Source organism: Luteolibacter arcticus, from assembly GCF_025950235.1.
Classification (GTDB): domain Bacteria; phylum Verrucomicrobiota; class Verrucomicrobiia; order Verrucomicrobiales; family Akkermansiaceae; genus Haloferula; species Haloferula arctica.
Genome location: NZ_JAPDDT010000025.1, coordinates 1 through 17,014, shown reverse-complemented (window position 1 = coordinate 17,014; position 17,014 = coordinate 1). Strand labels below are relative to the sequence as shown.

The following is a 17,014-nucleotide window of genomic DNA, read 5'->3' as shown; positions in this document are numbered from 1 at the left end:
ATCACTCGGTCACCTTGAGACGAGCGAAGAGTTTACCGCCGGCGCCGTGCGGAGTCCGTGGGATCTTCACCGTGATGTCGTCCGGATTGCTGCCGTTCTCCGCCACCGTCACGATCACGCCATTGCCGTCCGTCGTCGTGCCGGGTGCGGTCCCCAGCACCGCGCTCAGTGGCCATGCCGTGAGGTTCGTGCCGTACTCCACCACCTGGGCGCTCACATCGGCTCTCGCGTCGTCGCGGCGCTTGAAGGTGAGGATCAGATGCGTGGCGTCGCGCGTCACGGCCGGCAGGATCGAGCTGTCCGAGGTGAGCGGATTGCCGTCGAGGTAGTACTCGAGCAGGTTGCTCGCGCCGTCGAAGTCGGCATCCACCGCGGAGCCCTTGTTGAGCGCGGTGAGTCCCTTGGAGGAAGCCCACGAGTCGTACGGGTTTGCGACCGCGTTGGTGGATTCCAGCGTGACCGCGTTACCATCGGCGTAGCGGACGATGAAGGCGTTTGCCCCGGAGGTGACGGTCGCGCCTTCCGGCAGGCCGGCAAAGGTGCCGGTGAGGGTGCCACTGTAGGTGATGATCGTCAGCTTGTTCCCGAGCGTGATCCCGATGGGCACGGCGGCCAGGTCGGTCAGGCTCAGGCTGCCGGCGAGCGTGACATTGCCGGTGACATTGGCCACGTCGGTGGTCGGCGCGCCGCTGGAGCTGTACTCGACGGCGAAGGTCGAGCCGGCGGCCAAGGTCAGCTCGCCGGTGGCCAGCGACTCGATGGAAGTGCCGGGAGCCAGGGTGCCGCCGGAGTTGACGGTGACCGCGCCGCTCACCGCACCGGTGCCACCAAAGGTGGCGGTGGTATTGATGGAGACTGCGCCGGTGCCGGTGGCGGAGCCGGTGGCGTTGCTCGCGCGCAAGGTGCCGCCGTCCACCGTGGTGGTACCGCTGTAGGTGCTCGCGCCGGTGAGGGTGAGGATGCCCGCTCCCGTCTTGGCAAGCGTGCCGGTGGCGGCGGCCGCATTGGACAGGACGCTGGCGACGCTGCCGGTGCGGCCCGTTTCGATGTTGAAGGCGTGCGTGCCAGCGGTCGCCAAGGCAATCGTGATGCCGGAGGCGATCGTCAGGTCGGTGGAGCCATCGTAGTTGGCGATGGTGCCGTCGTTCCAGTTGAGCGTCTTGCCAGCTCCGTTCCCAGGCGTCACCGAGGCGGCCCTGAGCGTGGAGCCGGAGTTGAGGTTGAAGACGCCCGTCGCTTGGCCGTTGCCGCCCGCGTCATTGGTGAAGACCAGGCTGCTGGCCTTCACCGTGCCGCCGCCGGTCGTGAACGTGCCGGTGATCGTGTTGTTGTGAGTCCCGGCGTAAACGTTGGCCAGGCGGAGGGTGGTGGCATCCAGCGTGCCGGCCCCCATCAGGAACGTGCTGCCGGAGTTGTTGCCCGTCGTCCCGAAGTGGACATCCAGGGTGTTCACCATGGCGTCCAGGGTGCTCGTGCCAGTGACTCCGGTGACGAGGTCGATGGTGGAGAAGGGCACCGTGTAAACGTCGTGTGCCTTCCCGACGGAGATGTTGGCGCGGCTGGATCCGCCCGCAGCCCCCCGGATGGTGAGGACCGGATTGGCAGTGCCACTCTTGAAGGCAAGCGTGGAACGAACGCCGCCTTCTTGCCCGACCCTGAGATTGTCCACGTTAAGGATCGTGGAAGCTCCCATGTAGAGTTGGGCGTTGGGCTGTGCCTGATCGGCACTGTGTTCGTTACCATCTTCCCCGCCGACGTTGATGGTGGCGGTGGTGATGGTGGCCGAGGGAGGCAGGGTGAGCGTGCCGCTCTTGTTAGCCGCGGTCACTCCCGCCACGCTGGGCCCGACTTGCAGCAAGCGGGTGGGAGCGTTGTAGGTGAACGAGCTGAGCCCGCTCAGATCGAGCGCTTGGTTGCCCGCGCCGCTGCCGCCGATCTTAAGGTCGGCATCACCCTGGAGGACCACCCCTGCGCCCGAGATCGTTGCGGAAATCCCGTCCGCCACCGACAAGGCGAGCGTCGGGCTCTGCGATCCGATGCTGAGGCTTCCCCCCTTGAAATGCACGGGCGCACCGGCAGGCAGGATGCCACTCGCCCCGGAGATATCCAAGGTGCCACCGCTCAGCGTGGTAGTGCCGGTATAGGTGTGGGTGCCGGTGAGCGTCAGCGTTCCGGCTCCGATTTTGGTGAGGCCGACCGTGCCGCTGCCATTGTTCGAGATCGTCGAACCGATGCTGATGTCGTTGACCGCGTTGACCGTGATCACGCCGTCGGTGTTGTCCGCACCACCGGCGGTGAGGGTTCCATTGGAGATCGCGAGGCTGGTCCCGGCGAAGGACGAGACGAAGCCGGCCGCGCCGAGGCGCAGGGTCTTGGTGGCCCCGATGTTCAAGGCGATCCCGGTGTCCGGACTCGCGGTGGCAGCGGTGTAGGAATTCAAGACGCCCTCGACATCGGTCACGGTTCCCGCTCCCGCGGCAAGCGTGACTGGAGCACCAGGCGTATTCGGGCCGGTGCCGGTGCCGACCAATCGCAGGACGCCGCCCCCGGTCGCCGCGCCGCCGCGACTCCGGTTCGTGGTGGCCGCCTGAATCAGGAAACCATCCGCATCCGTCCCCACCAGACTCGCACCGCCGTTGGCCGTGACCGTGCCGTAGAGCAAGGCCGGTGACGAAGGATTGCCGGAGGCCTTGATCCACCCCGGCGCTCCCGCAATATCGGAAACATCCACCGATCCGCCGGTGGCGGACAGGGTCCCCAGATCCACGACACCGCTGATGTAACCGCTGCCGCGGGTGATCTCATTGGTCGCGCCGGACGCAACCGTGGTCGAAGGGAAGATGGGGCTGTTAGACCCCAGATTTAGAAACACCAGCTCGCCTCCTTGCATCCGCAGCGGAGTGGTCGGGGCGAGGACATCGGTGCTCGCGCCGTAGTCCAGGATCAACTGCCCGGCGTTCACCGAAGTAAGGCCGGTATAGGTGTTCGTTCCCGTCAAGGTCAGGCTGCCGGTGCCAACCTTTTCGAGTTGGACTCCGCCGCCCGCGGTGCCGCTGGCAGGCGCAGTTCCTGCGGCATTGTTGCGAATGACTCCGGAGAACGTGGAACTCCCATTGGCGACTCCCACGACGAGCTTTTCGATGAAAGCCGACGCGCCGGACTGGTTGGGGGCGGTATTGCCAAATCCATTTTGAACGATGCCGTCACCGGTCAGTTCATCGACATGGATGGCATCCGCGAACAGATCGAGGATGGCTCCGCTGCTGATGTCCATGTCGGCGGTGCTGCCGCTCCAGTTGCCCGCGTTGCTGTTGTTGCGGAGGCTGCCCGCTTGGATCTCGAACTTGCCGCTCGTGGTCAGCGTGGCGCTGTTGAAGGTCGCCCTTCCCGCGCCGGTTTTTCTCCATGTGCCCGCGCCGGAAAGCGTGTTGCTGGCACCGAGGATCCAGTCATCGCCGGTGATGGAATTGATTTCGACCACCGCGTTATTGGTGATCGAGGTATTGAGCGCGCTGGTCTTGGCGAAAGCCAGGGTGCCGCCGCTGACCGTGGTGGCCCCGGTATAGGTGATCTGGTTGCCCACCAGCGTCTGCTTGCCGCTGCCGGTCTTGGTCAGCGCCAGGGTGTCGGTGCCGACCGTGCCGCCGTCCACACTGCGCGCGTAGCCGTAGAACACGTAGTCCGCGCTGCCGGTAAGCGTCAGCGTGGCCGGGCCGTGGGAGCTGGCGGTGCCGTTGCCCACGCTGCGGTTCTGGACGATGGCGCCTGATTGGTTGGTGTTCGCCACCGCACCCGCACTCAGGCCCGCCAGAGTCTGGCTGGTGCCGCGCAGGTCGAGACGCGCCCATTGCGCGTTCGCATTGAGGTATTTCAGTTCGACACCGCTGCCGAACTGGTCGGAAGCCGACATCACCAGGTTGCCTTGGCCCGTGGTGCCCCTGCCAAAGGTGACCACCGTATTGGCGGGCACGGCCAGCGCGCCGCCGGTCTTGCCGAAATAGGTGGTGGTATTGGCGATGTTGCCGGTGCCGCCCAGGGTGCTGATGTTGAGCTCGCCGGTGAAGGTGTTGCTCGCGGTGCCCTCGAAGCGGACGATGCCGGTACCGCTGCGGGTCAGGTTGGCCGTGCCGCTGATGACACCGGAGATGGTGAGGTTGTTGGCGGAAGCGCTCGCCCACGTTTGATTGGCACCCAGCACGACGGGAGCGGAAATGGTCGAAGCGCCCGCCAGGGCTTTCATATCAATGCCCGAGGCTCCCAGCGTGAGCTGGCTGCCGCTGAGCGTGAGCGCACCGGTGGCCACGCCGGTGCCGATCTGGATGCCGGTGACCGAGCGGGTGCCCGAGTTCGGCTGCTTGCCGGTGAAGTCAGCCAGCGCGAAAATGGCGAGGTCCGTGGTGGCATCGTCGGCGGGGGCGACACTGCCGGCCCAGTTGGTGCCATCGGCCCACGCGGTGGTATCGACGCCGGAAGCACCGGACCACGTGATGGGCGCGGCGGCGGCGTGACCGGCCAAGGCCATGCCGAGGCTGGTGGTGAGAAGGGTCGTGCGGGAAGAGGCTAGAAACGGGAGCGATGGGATTTGCATGGAACTTAGGAGGATCGGGGAGTGGGCTTTTGTCTTTGGAAACGGTCCGTCGGTGGCGACAGGGCAGCGCGAGAACTCTCCATTCTACCCGGTCCTTCCGGGAGTTTCTGGTATTCCGTTGCTATTAATCCGATACTGGATTGACTGCCGGAAGCGCCAGCGCTTGGCGGTGAGGGCGATCGGGCTTACTCTAAAAGGCGGCCGACGGAATCCCGCCGGCCACCCTGAATTGCATTCGTCGGAACGAAGAGGATCACTCGGTCACCTTGAGACGAGCGAAGAGTTTGCCACCCGCACCGTGCGGAGTCCGTGGGATCTTCACCATGATGTCGTCCGGATTGCTGCCGTTTTCCGCCACCGTCACGACCACGCCATTGCCGTCGGTCGTCGTGCCGGGTGCGGTCCCCAGCACCGCGCTCAGCGGCCATGCCGTGAGGTTCGTGCCATACTCGACGACCTGGGCGCTCACATCCGCTCTCGCGTCGTCGCGGCGCTTGAAGGTGAGGATCAGATGGGTGGCGTCGCGGGTCACGGCCGGCAGGATCGAGTGGTCCGAGGCGAGCGGATTGCCGTCGAGGTAGTACTCGAGCAGGTTGCTCACGCCGTCGAAGTCGGCATCCACCGCGGAGCCCTTGTTGAGCGCGGTGAGTCCCTTGGTCGCAGCCCACGAGTCGTAGGCATTGCCCTCGACCACCAGGCTGCCGCTGCCGGTGAAGTAGCTGCCGTAGGTCGGATGGCTGGCATTGTAGGTGCCTCCCGGGACCGTGGTTTCGCCGAGGATCAGTGTGCCCACGGTGTCGTCGGTGCCCGTGTTGAGGTTGAGCACCGCGCCGGTGAGCACCGTCACGGTGGAGGCGTCGCCGAAGAAGGCGCTGGCCACCGACAAGACGCCGGCGTTGACCGCGGTGTTGCCCGCGTAGCTGTTCGCCCCGCTCAGGGTGAGGGTGCCGGCACCCACCTTGGTCAGCCCGCCGCTGCCGGACAGGCTGCCGGCGAAGGCCGTGTTGCTGGCATTGCCAACCGTCAGCGTGTTCGCTTGCAAGTTCACGGTGCCGCCGGTGGCGCCGCCACCCGCCAGCGAGCCGATGGCTTCGCTGGCATTGAGCACCACCTGGGCGCCCGCGGCATCGGCCAGCACGACCGCACCAGTATCCGCGATCGCCGCGCCGCCGGTGAGGGCGAGCGTGCCGCCATTGACGGTGGTGGGGCCGGTGTGGGTATTGGTGCCGGACAACGTCTGGGTACCGGTGCCGACCTTGGTCAGGCCGATGGTGCCGGTCGCGTTGGACAGGTTGCCGGCGAAGGCACCCGAGCCGCTGTTATTCCCCACGGTCAGGGTCACGGCGGTATTGTGCGACTTGATGATCTCACTGCCAGCCGCCCCATCCAGCGAGTCGACGGTGAAGTGACCGGAGCGCATGTCGAGCTTGCCGGTCGCGGTGACGTTGACGTCCAGCGTTCCGCCCAGCGTCGTCGCGTTGTCCACATTGACGGCGAACTGGCCGTTCTGGATGTCGAGCAGGCCCGTGAACCCCGCCAGCGCATTGTTCCCGCCCGTCCAGCACGCGACCGCACCGCCCCCGCTGATGCGAATGGTGCCGGTGCCGGTCGCCGTCCAGCCGCCGTTGAGGAGATGGTAGGAATTGACGTTGTACGCCGTGCTGTAGAGATCGAGCACAGCGCCGGCGCTGATCGCGGTGGAGCCGGGGTTCGTCTGCAGATGCAGGGTCGTCTGCGGCGTGAAATCGATCTGCATCACGGCACCGCTGGCGATGGTCTTGGCTCCGGTCGGCATCGTCCACGCGGCATTGGCCGGGGCCTTGAAGACAAGCGTGCCCGTGTTCACGGCAATGGCACCGGTGAAGGTGTTAGGACCGGAGAGCGTGGCGGTGCCGCTGCCCTCCTTGGTGAGCCCGCCGGGTCCGGTGATGGCACCGCCCTCGATCGTGTAGTTCAAGGTGGAGTTGAAGGTGAAACTCGATGGCGCGACCGTCCCGATCACGGTGACGGTCGGATCGGTCGCCGGCAGGTTGCCGAACAGCACGTCGTCCGCGGTGAAGAACTTCTCGTCCGCCAGGGTCGTGGTGTCGCGGAAGTTGGCGAGCATGTCGTTTTCCCACGTCGCGTCCTGGCTGCCGGTCCACTCGAGCGACTTCTTCGCCATCGTCAGGGTCACGTCGTTGGCATTCACCGTGAAGGCATAGCCCGGGCGGTAGCTGGTCGGGTCAACAAGGTCGAAGTTCGCCGCGGTGAAGCCGTTCGCGTTGCTGCCGAACTGCAGCACCTTGAAGGCCGGCGTGGGCATCGGGCCGGAGAAATCGACCAGGGTCGTGCCGGTCACGCTGAGCGGACCGTTCGCCGTAAGCACCTCGGCAGTGGCCGGTGACGTGACAATATCGACGCCGACGCTCGATCCGAGCGTCATCGCCGCGGCACTGCCTTCGCCGCCGACGAAGGCTCCGTCGGCAACTGTCAGCGAGCTGTTAGGCAGCGCGCCGGTGAGATTGAGCCGCCCGGCATCGATGGTGGTCGCTCCGGTATAGGTGCTGGCACCCGCCAGCGTCAGCGTGCCCGTGCCGGTCTTGGCCAAGGCGCCGTCGGTTCCGGAAATTACACCACTGAACGTCGTGTTCGCATCGCCCGCCAGGGTCAGCGTGTTGTCTTGAAGATTCACGTCGCCACCGGTCACGCCACCGCCGGCCAGGGCGCCGGTGGTTTCGCTGTCGTTGAAGACCACCTGCACGCCGGCGGTATTGGCCAGCGTCAAGTTGCCGGTGTCGGATAGGGAGCTGCCTCCGCTGAGGCTGAGCGTGCCGCCGTTGACCGTCGTGTTGCCGGTGTAGCTGTTGGTGCCGGACAGCGTCTGCGTGCCGCTGCCGTCCTTGACGAGATGCACCGTGTTGCCAGTGCCGTTGGCAATCACGCCGGAGTAGCTGCCGCTGTTGTTGGTCTTGCCGATCGTGACGGTGGTATTACCGCCGGTGGTGTAGTTGCCGACCATCACGCCGGATCCCGACAGCGCGCCCATCTGGAAGGCGCCCGAAGCACTGCCAGCCCAGCTGACACCCTGATTCAGGAGTTCCATGGTGCCGTTCAATTGGATGTCGGCGTTCTGGAGGCCGGTGGTGCAGCCGCCCACACCGATGCCGCTGCCGAGATTGACGGTCGCGTCGGCGATGCCGTTGACGATGAGCGTCCCGCTGAAGCTGGTGTTGTTGTTGCGGAAGACCACGCCGTTGCCAGCGTTGGTCGCGTTGATCGTGACGGTGCCGCTGCCCTTCAAGCCGCCGTCGAAGAACAAGCCCTTGTCGAGCAGGCCGGCCGCAATCGAACTCTGGTTGACCGTGGTGGTGCCGGTATTGGTCGTCGCGCCGCCGATCGTCCAGAAATGGCTCGCCGACTGGCCATCGTGCACAAGCGTCGCGCCGTTGCTGAGATCGACGGTGAACCCGGTTCCCGTACCGGTGTTGCCATTGTTCCCGAGCTTGAGAGTGGTGCCGCTGGCAACCGTCGTGGCGCTCTTGAAGCCCGAGGTACTGATCAGCTCCAGGGTCCCGTTATTGATCGAAGTGGTGCCCGAATACGTCACCACACTCCCGGCCAGCGTCTGGGTCCCCGCGCCATTCTTGACCAGCGACACCTTGTGGGTGCCGACATTGGGGCTTCCCCAGTCGCGAATGTGACCGTTGAAGACGTAATTGCCGCTGCCATTCAAAGTCAGCGTGGCGTTCGCGCCGGCCGCACCATTGGCCTCGCTGTTCTGGAAGATGCCGCCACCTTGGACGGTGGTGGTGCCGGTATTGATGCCGGCGAAGGTCTGGTCCTTGCCGAAGAATTCAAAGCGGTTCCACGACCCGCTTGCCGAGGTGAAGTTGGCGACCGAGCCAGCCGCAAATTGGTTCGCCTGTTGCGTGCGGAGGTAGGTCCCGTCGCCGCCGATCATCTGCAGGTTGCCGAGCACCGTCGGAGCCGAACCGTTGAGCGAGAGCACGCCGTTCCGGACGATGGTGTTGCCGGTGTAGGTGTTGACGGCTTGGAAGATCACCGTGCCGTTCAAGAACCCCGTGCCAACTGTCAGGTTGGAGGCGGTGGACTGGCCGATCGGGTTGCTGATCGTGGCCACGCCGGTACTCCGCGCACCGATGGTGGCATCGCCCGCGAGCGTGATCGTCCCGTTCAGCGTGACGTTGGTGGCGGCGTCATTGGAGAGGCGCAGGGCCGCCTCGTAGCCCCCTTCGCCATAGCCGGCGCCGGCGATGGTGAAGTTTTGGCTAAAGGTGCCGCCTTCCCACATGCCGAACTGGCCGCCGCTTTTCACCACGATCGTGCTGGTGCTGCCGAGACCGCCCGTCGATGGAGCGGCCTGAACCCGGCCGCCATCGATTTGCAGCGTCCCGGTGAAGCCGGCCGGAAGGGCCGTGGCGTTGCTGATGTAGTCGAACGCGCCGTTGGTCGCGATGTTGAGCGTTCCACCGCCCGAGAAGTTGGCCCACGGGAGACTGCCGAGATTCGTCGCTGCCGTGTTGGTGGTGGCATACTCGATCCGCAAGGTGCTGCCGGCCCCGATGTCATAGGTGCCCGAGCCGATCGGGGCGTTGGCGGCGTTGCTGCCCACTTGAAGAGTGCCGCCGCTGAGGGTCGTGGTGCCGCTGCGGGTGTTCGCGCCGGTCAGGATGATTCTCCCGCTGCCACCTTTCGCGAGCGCGAAGGCGCCGCTGGTGGGTGCGGAAATGGTCAGCGCATTGGCGGACTCGTTCGCCCAGGTCTGGGCGGCGCCGAGGACGACCGCTGCGGAGATCGTCGCGGCGGCGGCATTCGCTTTCATGTCGATGCCGCTGGCACCGAGCGTGACTTGCGCACCGGAGAGGGTCAGCGCGCCGGTGGCGGCTCCGCTGCCGATCTGGACGCCCGCCACCGATCGCGTGCCGGCGTTGGGCTGCTTGCCGGTGAAGTCGGCGAGCTCGAAGACTGCCAGATCGGTGACCAGGTCGTTCGCCGGAGCGGCGCCGCCGGTCCAGTTGCCGGTGTCGGCCCAAGCGGTGGGGTCAACGCCGGAAGCGCCGGACCAATTGATGGGAGTGACCGCACCATGGCTGGCGAGGGCCATGCCGAGGCTGGTGGTAAGGAGGGTGGCGCGGGAGGCCACAGGGAAGTACCGGTTTTGCATGGGTTTTGGGAGGCTCAGGGTTCGATTCGTTGGATGATGGGGCTCTGAAAATTTTTTCCGGATGTGGTTTATCGTCGGCAGTCCGCGTCACCTCACGTCGGCTCCGGAATTGCCCTGCGGTGCGGCGATCAAGCCGAAATGAGCCAAGACGGGAGTGCAGGGGGACGGGAAACAACACGCCATGGAAACGCCTTGGAGGCTCGCCGCTTGAGGGTGCTGCCCTCAATTTCCAAATCATGCAGGCCAGGTGACAAAACGTGCAAATCCGCCCGACGCTCCGGCATGCGGCGTGTTTCCCCCCGGTTTCGGGCAGGTCCTCGACATCGAGGCGAAAAGCTTTCGCGGCCTGGGAAGGGTGGAGAATACCCATGTGCGGCCGGGAAATGCCGGTATTCCATTACTAAAATCCACATGCTGAATTGACCGTCAGCGATTCCGCGCTTGCTGGCGGCGACAGCGAATCTGTTTGCTGAGCCCTTCCCTCATCATGCCCGCGAACTCCCCGCTCCCATTCGGCGATTTGATCGTGATCGCGCTCTACCTGATCGCGATGCTCGGCGTCGGCGTGTGGTTCGCACGGGGCTCGTCGCAGGGACTGGCCGCCTACTTCCTCGGCGATCGCAAGATGTCTTGGTGGGCTCTCGCGCTGTCGGGCAGCGCGTCGAATTTCGACATTTCCGGCACCCTCTGGCTGGTCTCGATGGTCGCGCTGCTCGGGGTGAAGTCGTTCTGGGTCTTCTGGAGCTTCGCCTTTCTCATCTCGGCGGTGCTGATGTCGTGGATGGCACGCTGGATCCGCGGAACCGGCGTGCTGACGGGCGTGGAGTTGTTGCAAGTGCGCTTCGGCGTCACCCGCGGCGCGGTGCTGGCGCGGCTGATGTCCGCGATCGCCACGCTGGTGCTGCTGGTCTTCATGTCGGCCTACGCCTTCGCCGGCGGCGGCAAATTCCTGGCGGTCTTCTTTCCATGGTCGCCCGCGCAATGCGCCACCGCGGCGATGCTCTTCACCTTCTGCTATGCGGTCGTCGGTGGCTTCCGCGCGGTGGTGGTGACGGATGCCGTGCAAGCCGGCCTGATGGGCGTGGCCTCGCTGGTCATCGCCGGCTTTGCGATCTTCCACACCGATGTCGCGGCGGTGCATGCCGCCGTCGATCCATCGCCGATGCCCGTCTGGCGGCTTGAAAATTTGCCGACCGACTACGCGACCTTCGCACCCTTCGGGCTGATGATCCTGGTCTGGCTGAGCAATGGCTTGCTGCTCGGCTTCGGCGGAGCCGGCGGCCACTATGGCGAGCAGCGTTTCCTTGCCGCCGCCACCGGGCGCGACGCCGCGCTGGCGGGCCTCGGCTGGGGCCTGGTGCTGTGGTTCCGCTGGGTGCTGGTGGCCGCCGTGCTCGTGCTCGCGGCGAGTGGCTTCTCGGGGACCAGCGGCGACCCGGAGAAAGTGCTGCCGGAGGTCGTTCTCAGCGCCATGCCGGCCGGCCTGCGCGGGCTGGTGGTCGCCGGTTTCCTCTCCGCCTTCATGGCCAGCTTCAGCTCCGCGCTGAATGCCGGCTCGGCGATCTTCGTGCGCGATGTGGTGCAGGTCCTGCGCCCGCAAACCGGCGAGCGCACGCTAATGGCCACCGGCTATGTCTTCATCGCCTTCCTGGTGGTGAGCGGCATCGGCATCGGCCTGCATTTCGAACGGGTGAATGACCTGTGGATGTGGATCCTGCTCGGCCTGATGGGACCGATGATGGTGCCTAACGTGCTCCGCTGGTACTGGTGGCGGATGACCGGCGCAGGCTATGCCGCCGGGGTGCTGGCCGGCATGGCGGTGGCCACCGTCGTCTTCTTCCACAATCGCTCCGCGCCCGTGCCGTGGCCGGAATACGGCTATGCCCCGGTGATCCACGTCGCCGCGCTGTTAGGGTCGGTCATCGTGTCGCTCGCCGGCCAGCCGGTCGCGATGGAAACGCTGGTGGGATTCTATCGCAAGGTCCGCCCGTTCGGCTCATGGGGCCCGGTGAAAGCCGCGGCCGGCACGCCCCCCCCACCCGCCGGTGAAGGACGCAGCACCTTCGTCACCCTGCTCGCATCGCACGTCGGCCTGCTGTGTTTGTTCCTCAGTCCGTTCTACCTGCTCGGCCGCTGGTGGGCATGGGCCGCCGCCGTCGTGGTGATCGGCACCGCCTGCGCGCTGGTCCTCCGCGAGACCTGGTGGGAGCGCCTGCCGGACGACGAGTGAGTCGGCAGACAGCCGAAAGGAAGCCGGTCCCGAATGACCCGCTCCCTACTGGAGGACCAGCACCAGCCCGAAGGCGACGGCCGCGGAAAGAAGCACCACCATCAGCAGGATCAGGCTTCCATCGCGGAAACCCTCGGGCGGGTTGTTAGGGCGTAATCGGTTTTTCGGCCGGAGGTCACTTGGTCTCCATGCTTGGCACCGGCAATGACGAGCCTCGTTGGAACGCCTGCCGCATAATGGCAACTCGACATCACCGACCGCAACGATAGCTTCGTGGCCGAGCCAGATCCACTATCGGAGTGATGTCAGACAAAATCCACGGTTTCCTACCCGCCACAGCCGAGACGCCGAATAACCGTCAGCGTCTGTTCGTTCGCTATACCTTAGGCGTATTGATCGATCTGGTGGTGCTCGGCCTGTTCGCTGAATTCTGGGACCTTGTATCGGTCGATTCCTTCTCGATTGCCTTGCTCGCGGCGGTGCTATTGCAGCTCATGCTGAAGCTGACGATCGCCCTTGAACATCAGGTGGCGGTATTCTTCAAGGCTCGGGCTGGCGGTTTCATGACCTTCATGCGCTTCTTCGGGGCCTGGCTCGTCCTGTTCGGATCGAAGTTCGCGATTCTGGAAGTAATCACCTTGGCCTTTGGCGACAAGGTGCGTTTTGATGGCCCGTTTCACGGGGTTGTGGCTTTGATCGCAGTGGTCGTCGTGATGATCGTCGCCGAAGAGGTCCCGGTAAGGATCTACCGCAGGATGGCTTAAGACGTTCCCGATCCCGCTGGACTCAGATGGTTGGAATGGTTCCTCCGTCGATGATGTATTCCGTTCCTTGGATAGAGGCGGCGCGGTCCGAAGCAAGGAAAGCAACAAGTTCAGCGACTTCCCACGGCCAGGCTGGCCGACCCAAGGGAATCCCGCCCAGCGCTGCCATCACATTTTGCTGTGCCTGCTCGGTGGTGATGCCACCGCTATCCGCAAGACGCTGAAGGAAGGCCGCGGTATTGTCGGTTTTGATCCAACCGGGGGACACCGCGGTGACGCGAACGCCTTTCGGTCCCACTTCCTTCGAGAGCGCCTTGCTGTAGGTAGTAAGGGCCGCCTTCGCTGCCGCATACGCGGTCGTGGATTCATGAAGCGGGAGCAGCCTTTGAATGGATGAAATGTGAATCACCACGCCGGACTGCCGCTCCAGCATGGCGGGGACGAACGCACGATCGAGGCGAACGGCGGCGAGAAGATTCTGGTTCAGTTCCTTCATCCACATATTATCGGTCAGGGCGGCGAAGCCTCCGCCGGGCGAGTCGGAACCGCCCAGGTTATGCACCAGAATGTCGGGCACGCCAAATGTCTCGGTGATTTGAGCGGCCACGTCGGCAGCGCCCTCGGCGGTGGCCAGATCACCCGTGATCACCGAGGCGGGGAAGCCCGGATCCTCCGGTGCCTGCCGCGCTGTCGTAATGACGGTGGCGCCCCCGGCGGCAAAGCGGCGGACCATGGCTTCACCCGCACCTTTCGTACCGCCGGTGACAAATACAAGGCGCCCTGCGAATTCCTCGGGAGCGATCGGGAAGTTAGGTTGTTCGGTTTTCATGAGACTGTTAGTTGCGAAATTTTTCCGTCTTGAAGATGGAACTCGAAGTCCAGTTCCACGGGGCTTTCGGGGAAGTTCCCCTCCACGGTGCCGACGATCTTCGCGATCTCGCCATCAACCTTCGCGCGGGTCACGGTGACCTGCGGCTGAACATCGTTCGACTCCTCCATCAGGCGCTCAATGGCAGCAGTGCCAATGAATTCACGACCATTGTCGCAGACCCTCGCGTCGGGAGTAAAACAAGCGGCAGCAGCTACGGCATCGAACTGGTTGGCGGCTTCTAAGTAGCTCGCCACCACCGCGGGCAGGGAGATTGTGTTGTTGGTATTCATAGCGGGTGGAAGTTGCCCCGACGCTATGTCTCCTCGGGAAAACGGGCCAATGCCGTGTTTTTGGGCTGGCTCATACCCAAAGTATGAGTCAGGTCAGGGGAATGGAACTCCGTCACCTCCGTTACTTTGTGGCAGTGGCGGCGCATGGCTCCTTCAATCGAGCTTCTCAATCCCTGCACCTCACCCAGCCCGCCCTTAGCCGCCAGGTAAGGGATTTGGAGGATGAGTTGGGTGTGCCGCTGTTTGACCGGGGGAAGAACTCCGTGAAGCTGACGGATGCGGGTGAGCGATTTTATGAGGAGGCGCAAGACCTATTGGCGCGGGTGGCGACTGCCGTGCAAAAGGTCCGGACGGATCATCGTGCAGAGGTGCTGCGTGTAGGATATGCGCCGTCGGCCACTGCCGGAATTCTTCCGCGTGCTTTGGAGCGCTTCCACGCTGCAATGCCCCAGGTGAAGGTGGAGCTGTTTGACGTCTCTCCCCCGGAAATGATCCGGATGGCGGTCAGTGGGCAACTGGATGTCGTCATCGCGCTTGAGCCGTCGGTGGTGGCCACCCCCGGCTTTAAATGGTCCGAATTCCGCCGACTGTCACTGATCCTGATCATGCGAGCCGATCATCCGCTGGCGCGCAGGAAACGTATTTCTCCGAAGCTCCTGTGCGGTCTCCCACTCGTAGGTCTGGGCCGGAAAAATTTCCCGGAATATGTGCCTTCCATACGACGGAGTTTGAAGCCTTTCGGGTGCACTCCTCATTTTGTCGCGCTGGAGGAAGACGGGGTGTCGACACTGTTCGCTGGCGTGGAGGCTTACAACGCGGCCGCCATCCTTGCCGACACGGTTTCAGAGATTCTCCCACGTTCACTTGTAGGGCGCCCCTTCCACCCGAAGTTTGATCCCGTCGTGGCGAAAGTGGGCATACTCGAGACGCAACATAGTCCCCACGCCGAACGATTCGTGGCCATCCTCAAAGAGTTTGTAGCTCAGCCCTAACCTTACCCGGATCTCAAGAAAACCACCCCAGGGCGTGATTCAAGACGTTCTCGAGAATGTAACCCGCCCAAGGTTGAGGCCAGGAGCATGAAGTTGAAGAACACCTCAGCGAGTTTGTCGTAACGTGTTGCCACCCGGCGCTCATCGAATTTTCTGCAAGAGAACATCGATGCCGAAATCGTCAGCCGTTGCCCCCTCGTCCGGGAGTCTCCGTCACTCGCCCGGCCCCACGTGCAATTGAATGGCTCCGACCGAACCGCCACCCGGCGTCACGGTGACTTCCGGGATGTTGAGGAGAGTCGCCGGGTTGCTTTCATAGACCTTCAGTTGTTCCGGGGTGAGGATCGGACGCATCGCCTCGACGCGGGCTTGCTTCGCCGCCTTGATCGTCTCGAGGTCGAGTCGGTTGCCGGAGGATTCCTCCGCTTCATTCCGCGCGACGTTTCCCAAGGCCTGGAACGCCTGGTCTTTTTGCTCCGGCGTGAGCGTGAGTTGCTGTTGCAGGTGGGTCATCTCGCGGTTGGTCGCGATCTCCACGCGGTTCTCCTTCTGCTCCTGTTGGAAGGCTCCGAATTCCTCCTGCTGGTCAGGCGACAACAAGGCCTGAAGCTGCTCGTTGAAGTTTCCGGCGGTCGCGCTAGCAGCGCTCGTTGCGCCTGCGGCCGAGACCGTGCCGGAGCTGCCATTCACGGCAAAACTGACGGCATCCATGAGCCCGGCGCCACGCCCCATATCGGGCGATGCTTCGAGCAGCGCCCGCACCTTGGTTTCCTGATCCGGGGTCAGCTTCAGCCGCGATTTCAGCGCGGCGAGCCGCTCATCGATCTTGCGGGCCCGCGCCTCCTTCTGTTGTTCCTCCATCTTGGCGAACATTTCCTTCATCTCCGGCGTCATCTCGCCACCCGCGGTGGAGGAGAAGGTCATGACCTTCGGCTCGTCGGGCTTCTTGTCCGCGGCCTCGGGACGTTCGCGCTTGGTGGCGCGTTTCTCATCCGGCCCCGCGGCGGTGGAGGCGTCCGATCCCGTTACCGGCCGATCGCTCTTGGTGGCCGCAGCCATGGCCGGAGCATCGGGCGAAGCGGAGCTCGATCCCATCATCCAACCCATCCCCAAGCCGATCCCAATGCCCACCGCCAAAAAGCCGAATTGCGTCTTCATCGCCCCCTCAGCGGCACCGGTCGTGTGATTTTATCACCTAAAGTTTCCGGTCAGTTCATTTTCCCGCCTGCGGCAGTCAAGACCGTGTGTCCCGAAGGCATGTCCGCGAACATCGCCAGGAGCGATGGTTCGACCGAGAGAACCGATTCGTGGAACTGCGAAGGACCTGCAATTCTCATCCACGACACCACACGACATCGCACATCCTGACGCGCGCCAATGATTTCGATCCTCCGCTACCTGGCTTCCCGGAATGACCGGCTCCTCCACGGTGCCCTCGCTCTCGGCAGCGGGCTCGCCCTCTGGGCACTGAGGACGCCGGGATTGGACTCCATCCTCCTCGCTGCAATTACGATCCTCTTCGTACTTGCCCCGCTCCTCATCGTCATCCGGATTCTAGTGCGCATGATCCTCGCATGGAAGCGCAGGCCGGACACTCCGCGGGTCTTCGAGGGGGCATCCACCTGGGGGCTGTTCTTCTGCGTTACGGTCGGGCTCGTAGCTCTCGCCTTCTATCAGCTGCCATTCAAGGCGGCGCTGGCATTGAGCCGTCCAAGCCTCGAGCGCTTCGCCAAAGCCTCAACCCCGGGACAGAGGAGCTCGGGACCGTGCTGGGTCGGCCTCTTCTCGTTCAGTTACATCGTCCACGAGGGCGACCGGCTCCAGCTAACCTTCGGCAAATCCGAGATCCCGTGGGGCAAGCATGGCCTCTACTACAGCCTTAGTGGAAACCCCGTCGAAAGCAGCCACTACTACAGCCAGGAGAGCCTCGGCGGCGGCTGGCACCAATGGCACTACGGCGGCTGGTGATCCCGATCGCCTCCCTCCTCCGGCCCACCATGTCCCTGGCGGCCGATCCACCCACCCCATGGGGTCGGTCCCGAATGGCGCTAACTTAAGGCGGATTTGTGAGCCGTGATGAACTACTGGCATTCTAGTAGCTGCTTGCAAACA

General features: G+C 64.2%; 10 protein-coding genes. 5 read left to right on the top strand and 5 right to left on the bottom strand.

Translation table 11 applies throughout. The annotated features are described in order from the left end of the window. Nucleotide 1 precedes the first annotated feature (1 nt). Nucleotides 2-4,588 carry a beta strand repeat-containing protein gene (locus OKA05_RS27790; RefSeq protein ID WP_264490488.1) on the bottom strand — a complete coding sequence of 1,529 codons (4,587 nt, stop codon included), beginning with the start codon at nt 4,586-4,588 and terminating at the stop codon, nt 2-4. Nucleotides 4,589-4,841: 253 nt separating this feature from the next. After that, nucleotides 4,842-9,755 (bottom strand): beta strand repeat-containing protein, encoded by a 4,914-nt coding sequence (locus tag OKA05_RS27785; protein WP_264490487.1) that lies wholly within the window; start codon nt 9,753-9,755, stop codon nt 4,842-4,844. Nucleotides 9,756-10,242: 487 nt separating this feature from the next. Here OKA05_RS27785 and OKA05_RS27780 point away from each other — a divergent pair, with 487 nt between their 5' ends. From OKA05_RS27780 to OKA05_RS27770, 3 genes are all read left to right on the top strand, one after another. Further along, entirely contained in the window at nt 10,243-11,985 is a 1,743-nt protein-coding gene (locus OKA05_RS27780) for a sodium:solute symporter family transporter (RefSeq protein ID WP_264490486.1), read from the top strand. A gap of 33 nt (nt 11,986-12,018) precedes the next feature. Next, nucleotides 12,019-12,141, top strand: a complete 123-nt coding sequence (locus tag OKA05_RS27775; protein ID WP_264490485.1) for a hypothetical protein — start codon at nt 12,019-12,021, stop codon at nt 12,139-12,141. Nucleotides 12,142-12,287: 146 nt separating this feature from the next. Next, entirely contained in the window at nt 12,288-12,749 is a 462-nt protein-coding gene (locus OKA05_RS27770; protein ID WP_264490484.1) for a hypothetical protein, read from the top strand. A 22-nt stretch (nt 12,750-12,771) separates the two neighbouring features. Here OKA05_RS27770 and OKA05_RS27765 read toward each other — a convergent pair whose 3' ends face one another. Further along, the gene (locus tag OKA05_RS27765; RefSeq protein ID WP_264490483.1) at nt 12,772-13,578 is read right to left on the bottom strand and encodes an SDR family oxidoreductase; all 807 of its coding nucleotides are present in this window, start codon (nt 13,576-13,578) and stop codon (nt 12,772-12,774) included. Next, a complete protein-coding gene (locus OKA05_RS27760; RefSeq protein ID WP_264490482.1) occupies nt 13,575-13,910 on the bottom strand; it encodes a nuclear transport factor 2 family protein in 336 nt (111 codons plus the stop codon). The genes OKA05_RS27765 and OKA05_RS27760 overlap by 4 nt, the downstream gene beginning before the upstream one ends. A 101-nt stretch (nt 13,911-14,011) precedes the next feature. Between OKA05_RS27760 and OKA05_RS27755 the strand changes: the two genes are divergently transcribed. Beyond that, nucleotides 14,012-14,902, top strand: a complete 891-nt coding sequence (locus tag OKA05_RS27755; RefSeq protein ID WP_264490481.1) for a LysR family transcriptional regulator — start codon at nt 14,012-14,014, stop codon at nt 14,900-14,902. A 213-nt stretch (nt 14,903-15,115) separates the two neighbouring features. On the opposite strand, the gene OKA05_RS27750 is transcribed toward OKA05_RS27755, so the two are convergent. Then, nucleotides 15,116-16,060 (bottom strand): hypothetical protein, encoded by a 945-nt coding sequence (locus OKA05_RS27750; protein WP_264490480.1) that lies wholly within the window; start codon nt 16,058-16,060, stop codon nt 15,116-15,118. 219 nt (nt 16,061-16,279) lie between these two features. Here OKA05_RS27750 and OKA05_RS27745 point away from each other — a divergent pair, with 219 nt between their 5' ends. Continuing rightward, on the top strand, nt 16,280-16,870 hold the full coding sequence (locus OKA05_RS27745) for a hypothetical protein (RefSeq protein ID WP_264490479.1): 591 nt from the start codon (nt 16,280-16,282) through the stop codon (nt 16,868-16,870). Nucleotides 16,871-17,014: the final 144 nt, after the last annotated feature.

Coding starts and splice junctions, on each gene's coding strand:
- OKA05_RS27790 (WP_264490488.1), bottom strand. CDS start 4,588: ATGCAAATCCCATCGCTCCCGTTTCTAGCCTCTTCCCGCACGACCCTT.
- OKA05_RS27785 (WP_264490487.1), bottom strand. CDS start 9,755: ATGCAAAACCGGTACTTCCCTGTGGCCTCCCGCGCCACCCTCCTTACC.
- OKA05_RS27780 (WP_264490486.1), top strand. CDS start 10,243: ATGCCCGCGAACTCCCCGCTCCCATTCGGCGATTTGATCGTGATCGCG.
- OKA05_RS27775 (WP_264490485.1), top strand. CDS start 12,019: ATGACCCGCTCCCTACTGGAGGACCAGCACCAGCCCGAAGGCGACGGC.
- OKA05_RS27770 (WP_264490484.1), top strand. CDS start 12,288: ATGTCAGACAAAATCCACGGTTTCCTACCCGCCACAGCCGAGACGCCG.
- OKA05_RS27765 (WP_264490483.1), bottom strand. CDS start 13,578: ATGAAAACCGAACAACCTAACTTCCCGATCGCTCCCGAGGAATTCGCA.
- OKA05_RS27760 (WP_264490482.1), bottom strand. CDS start 13,910: ATGAATACCAACAACACAATCTCCCTGCCCGCGGTGGTGGCGAGCTAC.
- OKA05_RS27755 (WP_264490481.1), top strand. CDS start 14,012: ATGGAACTCCGTCACCTCCGTTACTTTGTGGCAGTGGCGGCGCATGGC.
- OKA05_RS27750 (WP_264490480.1), bottom strand. CDS start 16,060: ATGAAGACGCAATTCGGCTTTTTGGCGGTGGGCATTGGGATCGGCTTG.
- OKA05_RS27745 (WP_264490479.1), top strand. CDS start 16,280: ATGATTTCGATCCTCCGCTACCTGGCTTCCCGGAATGACCGGCTCCTC.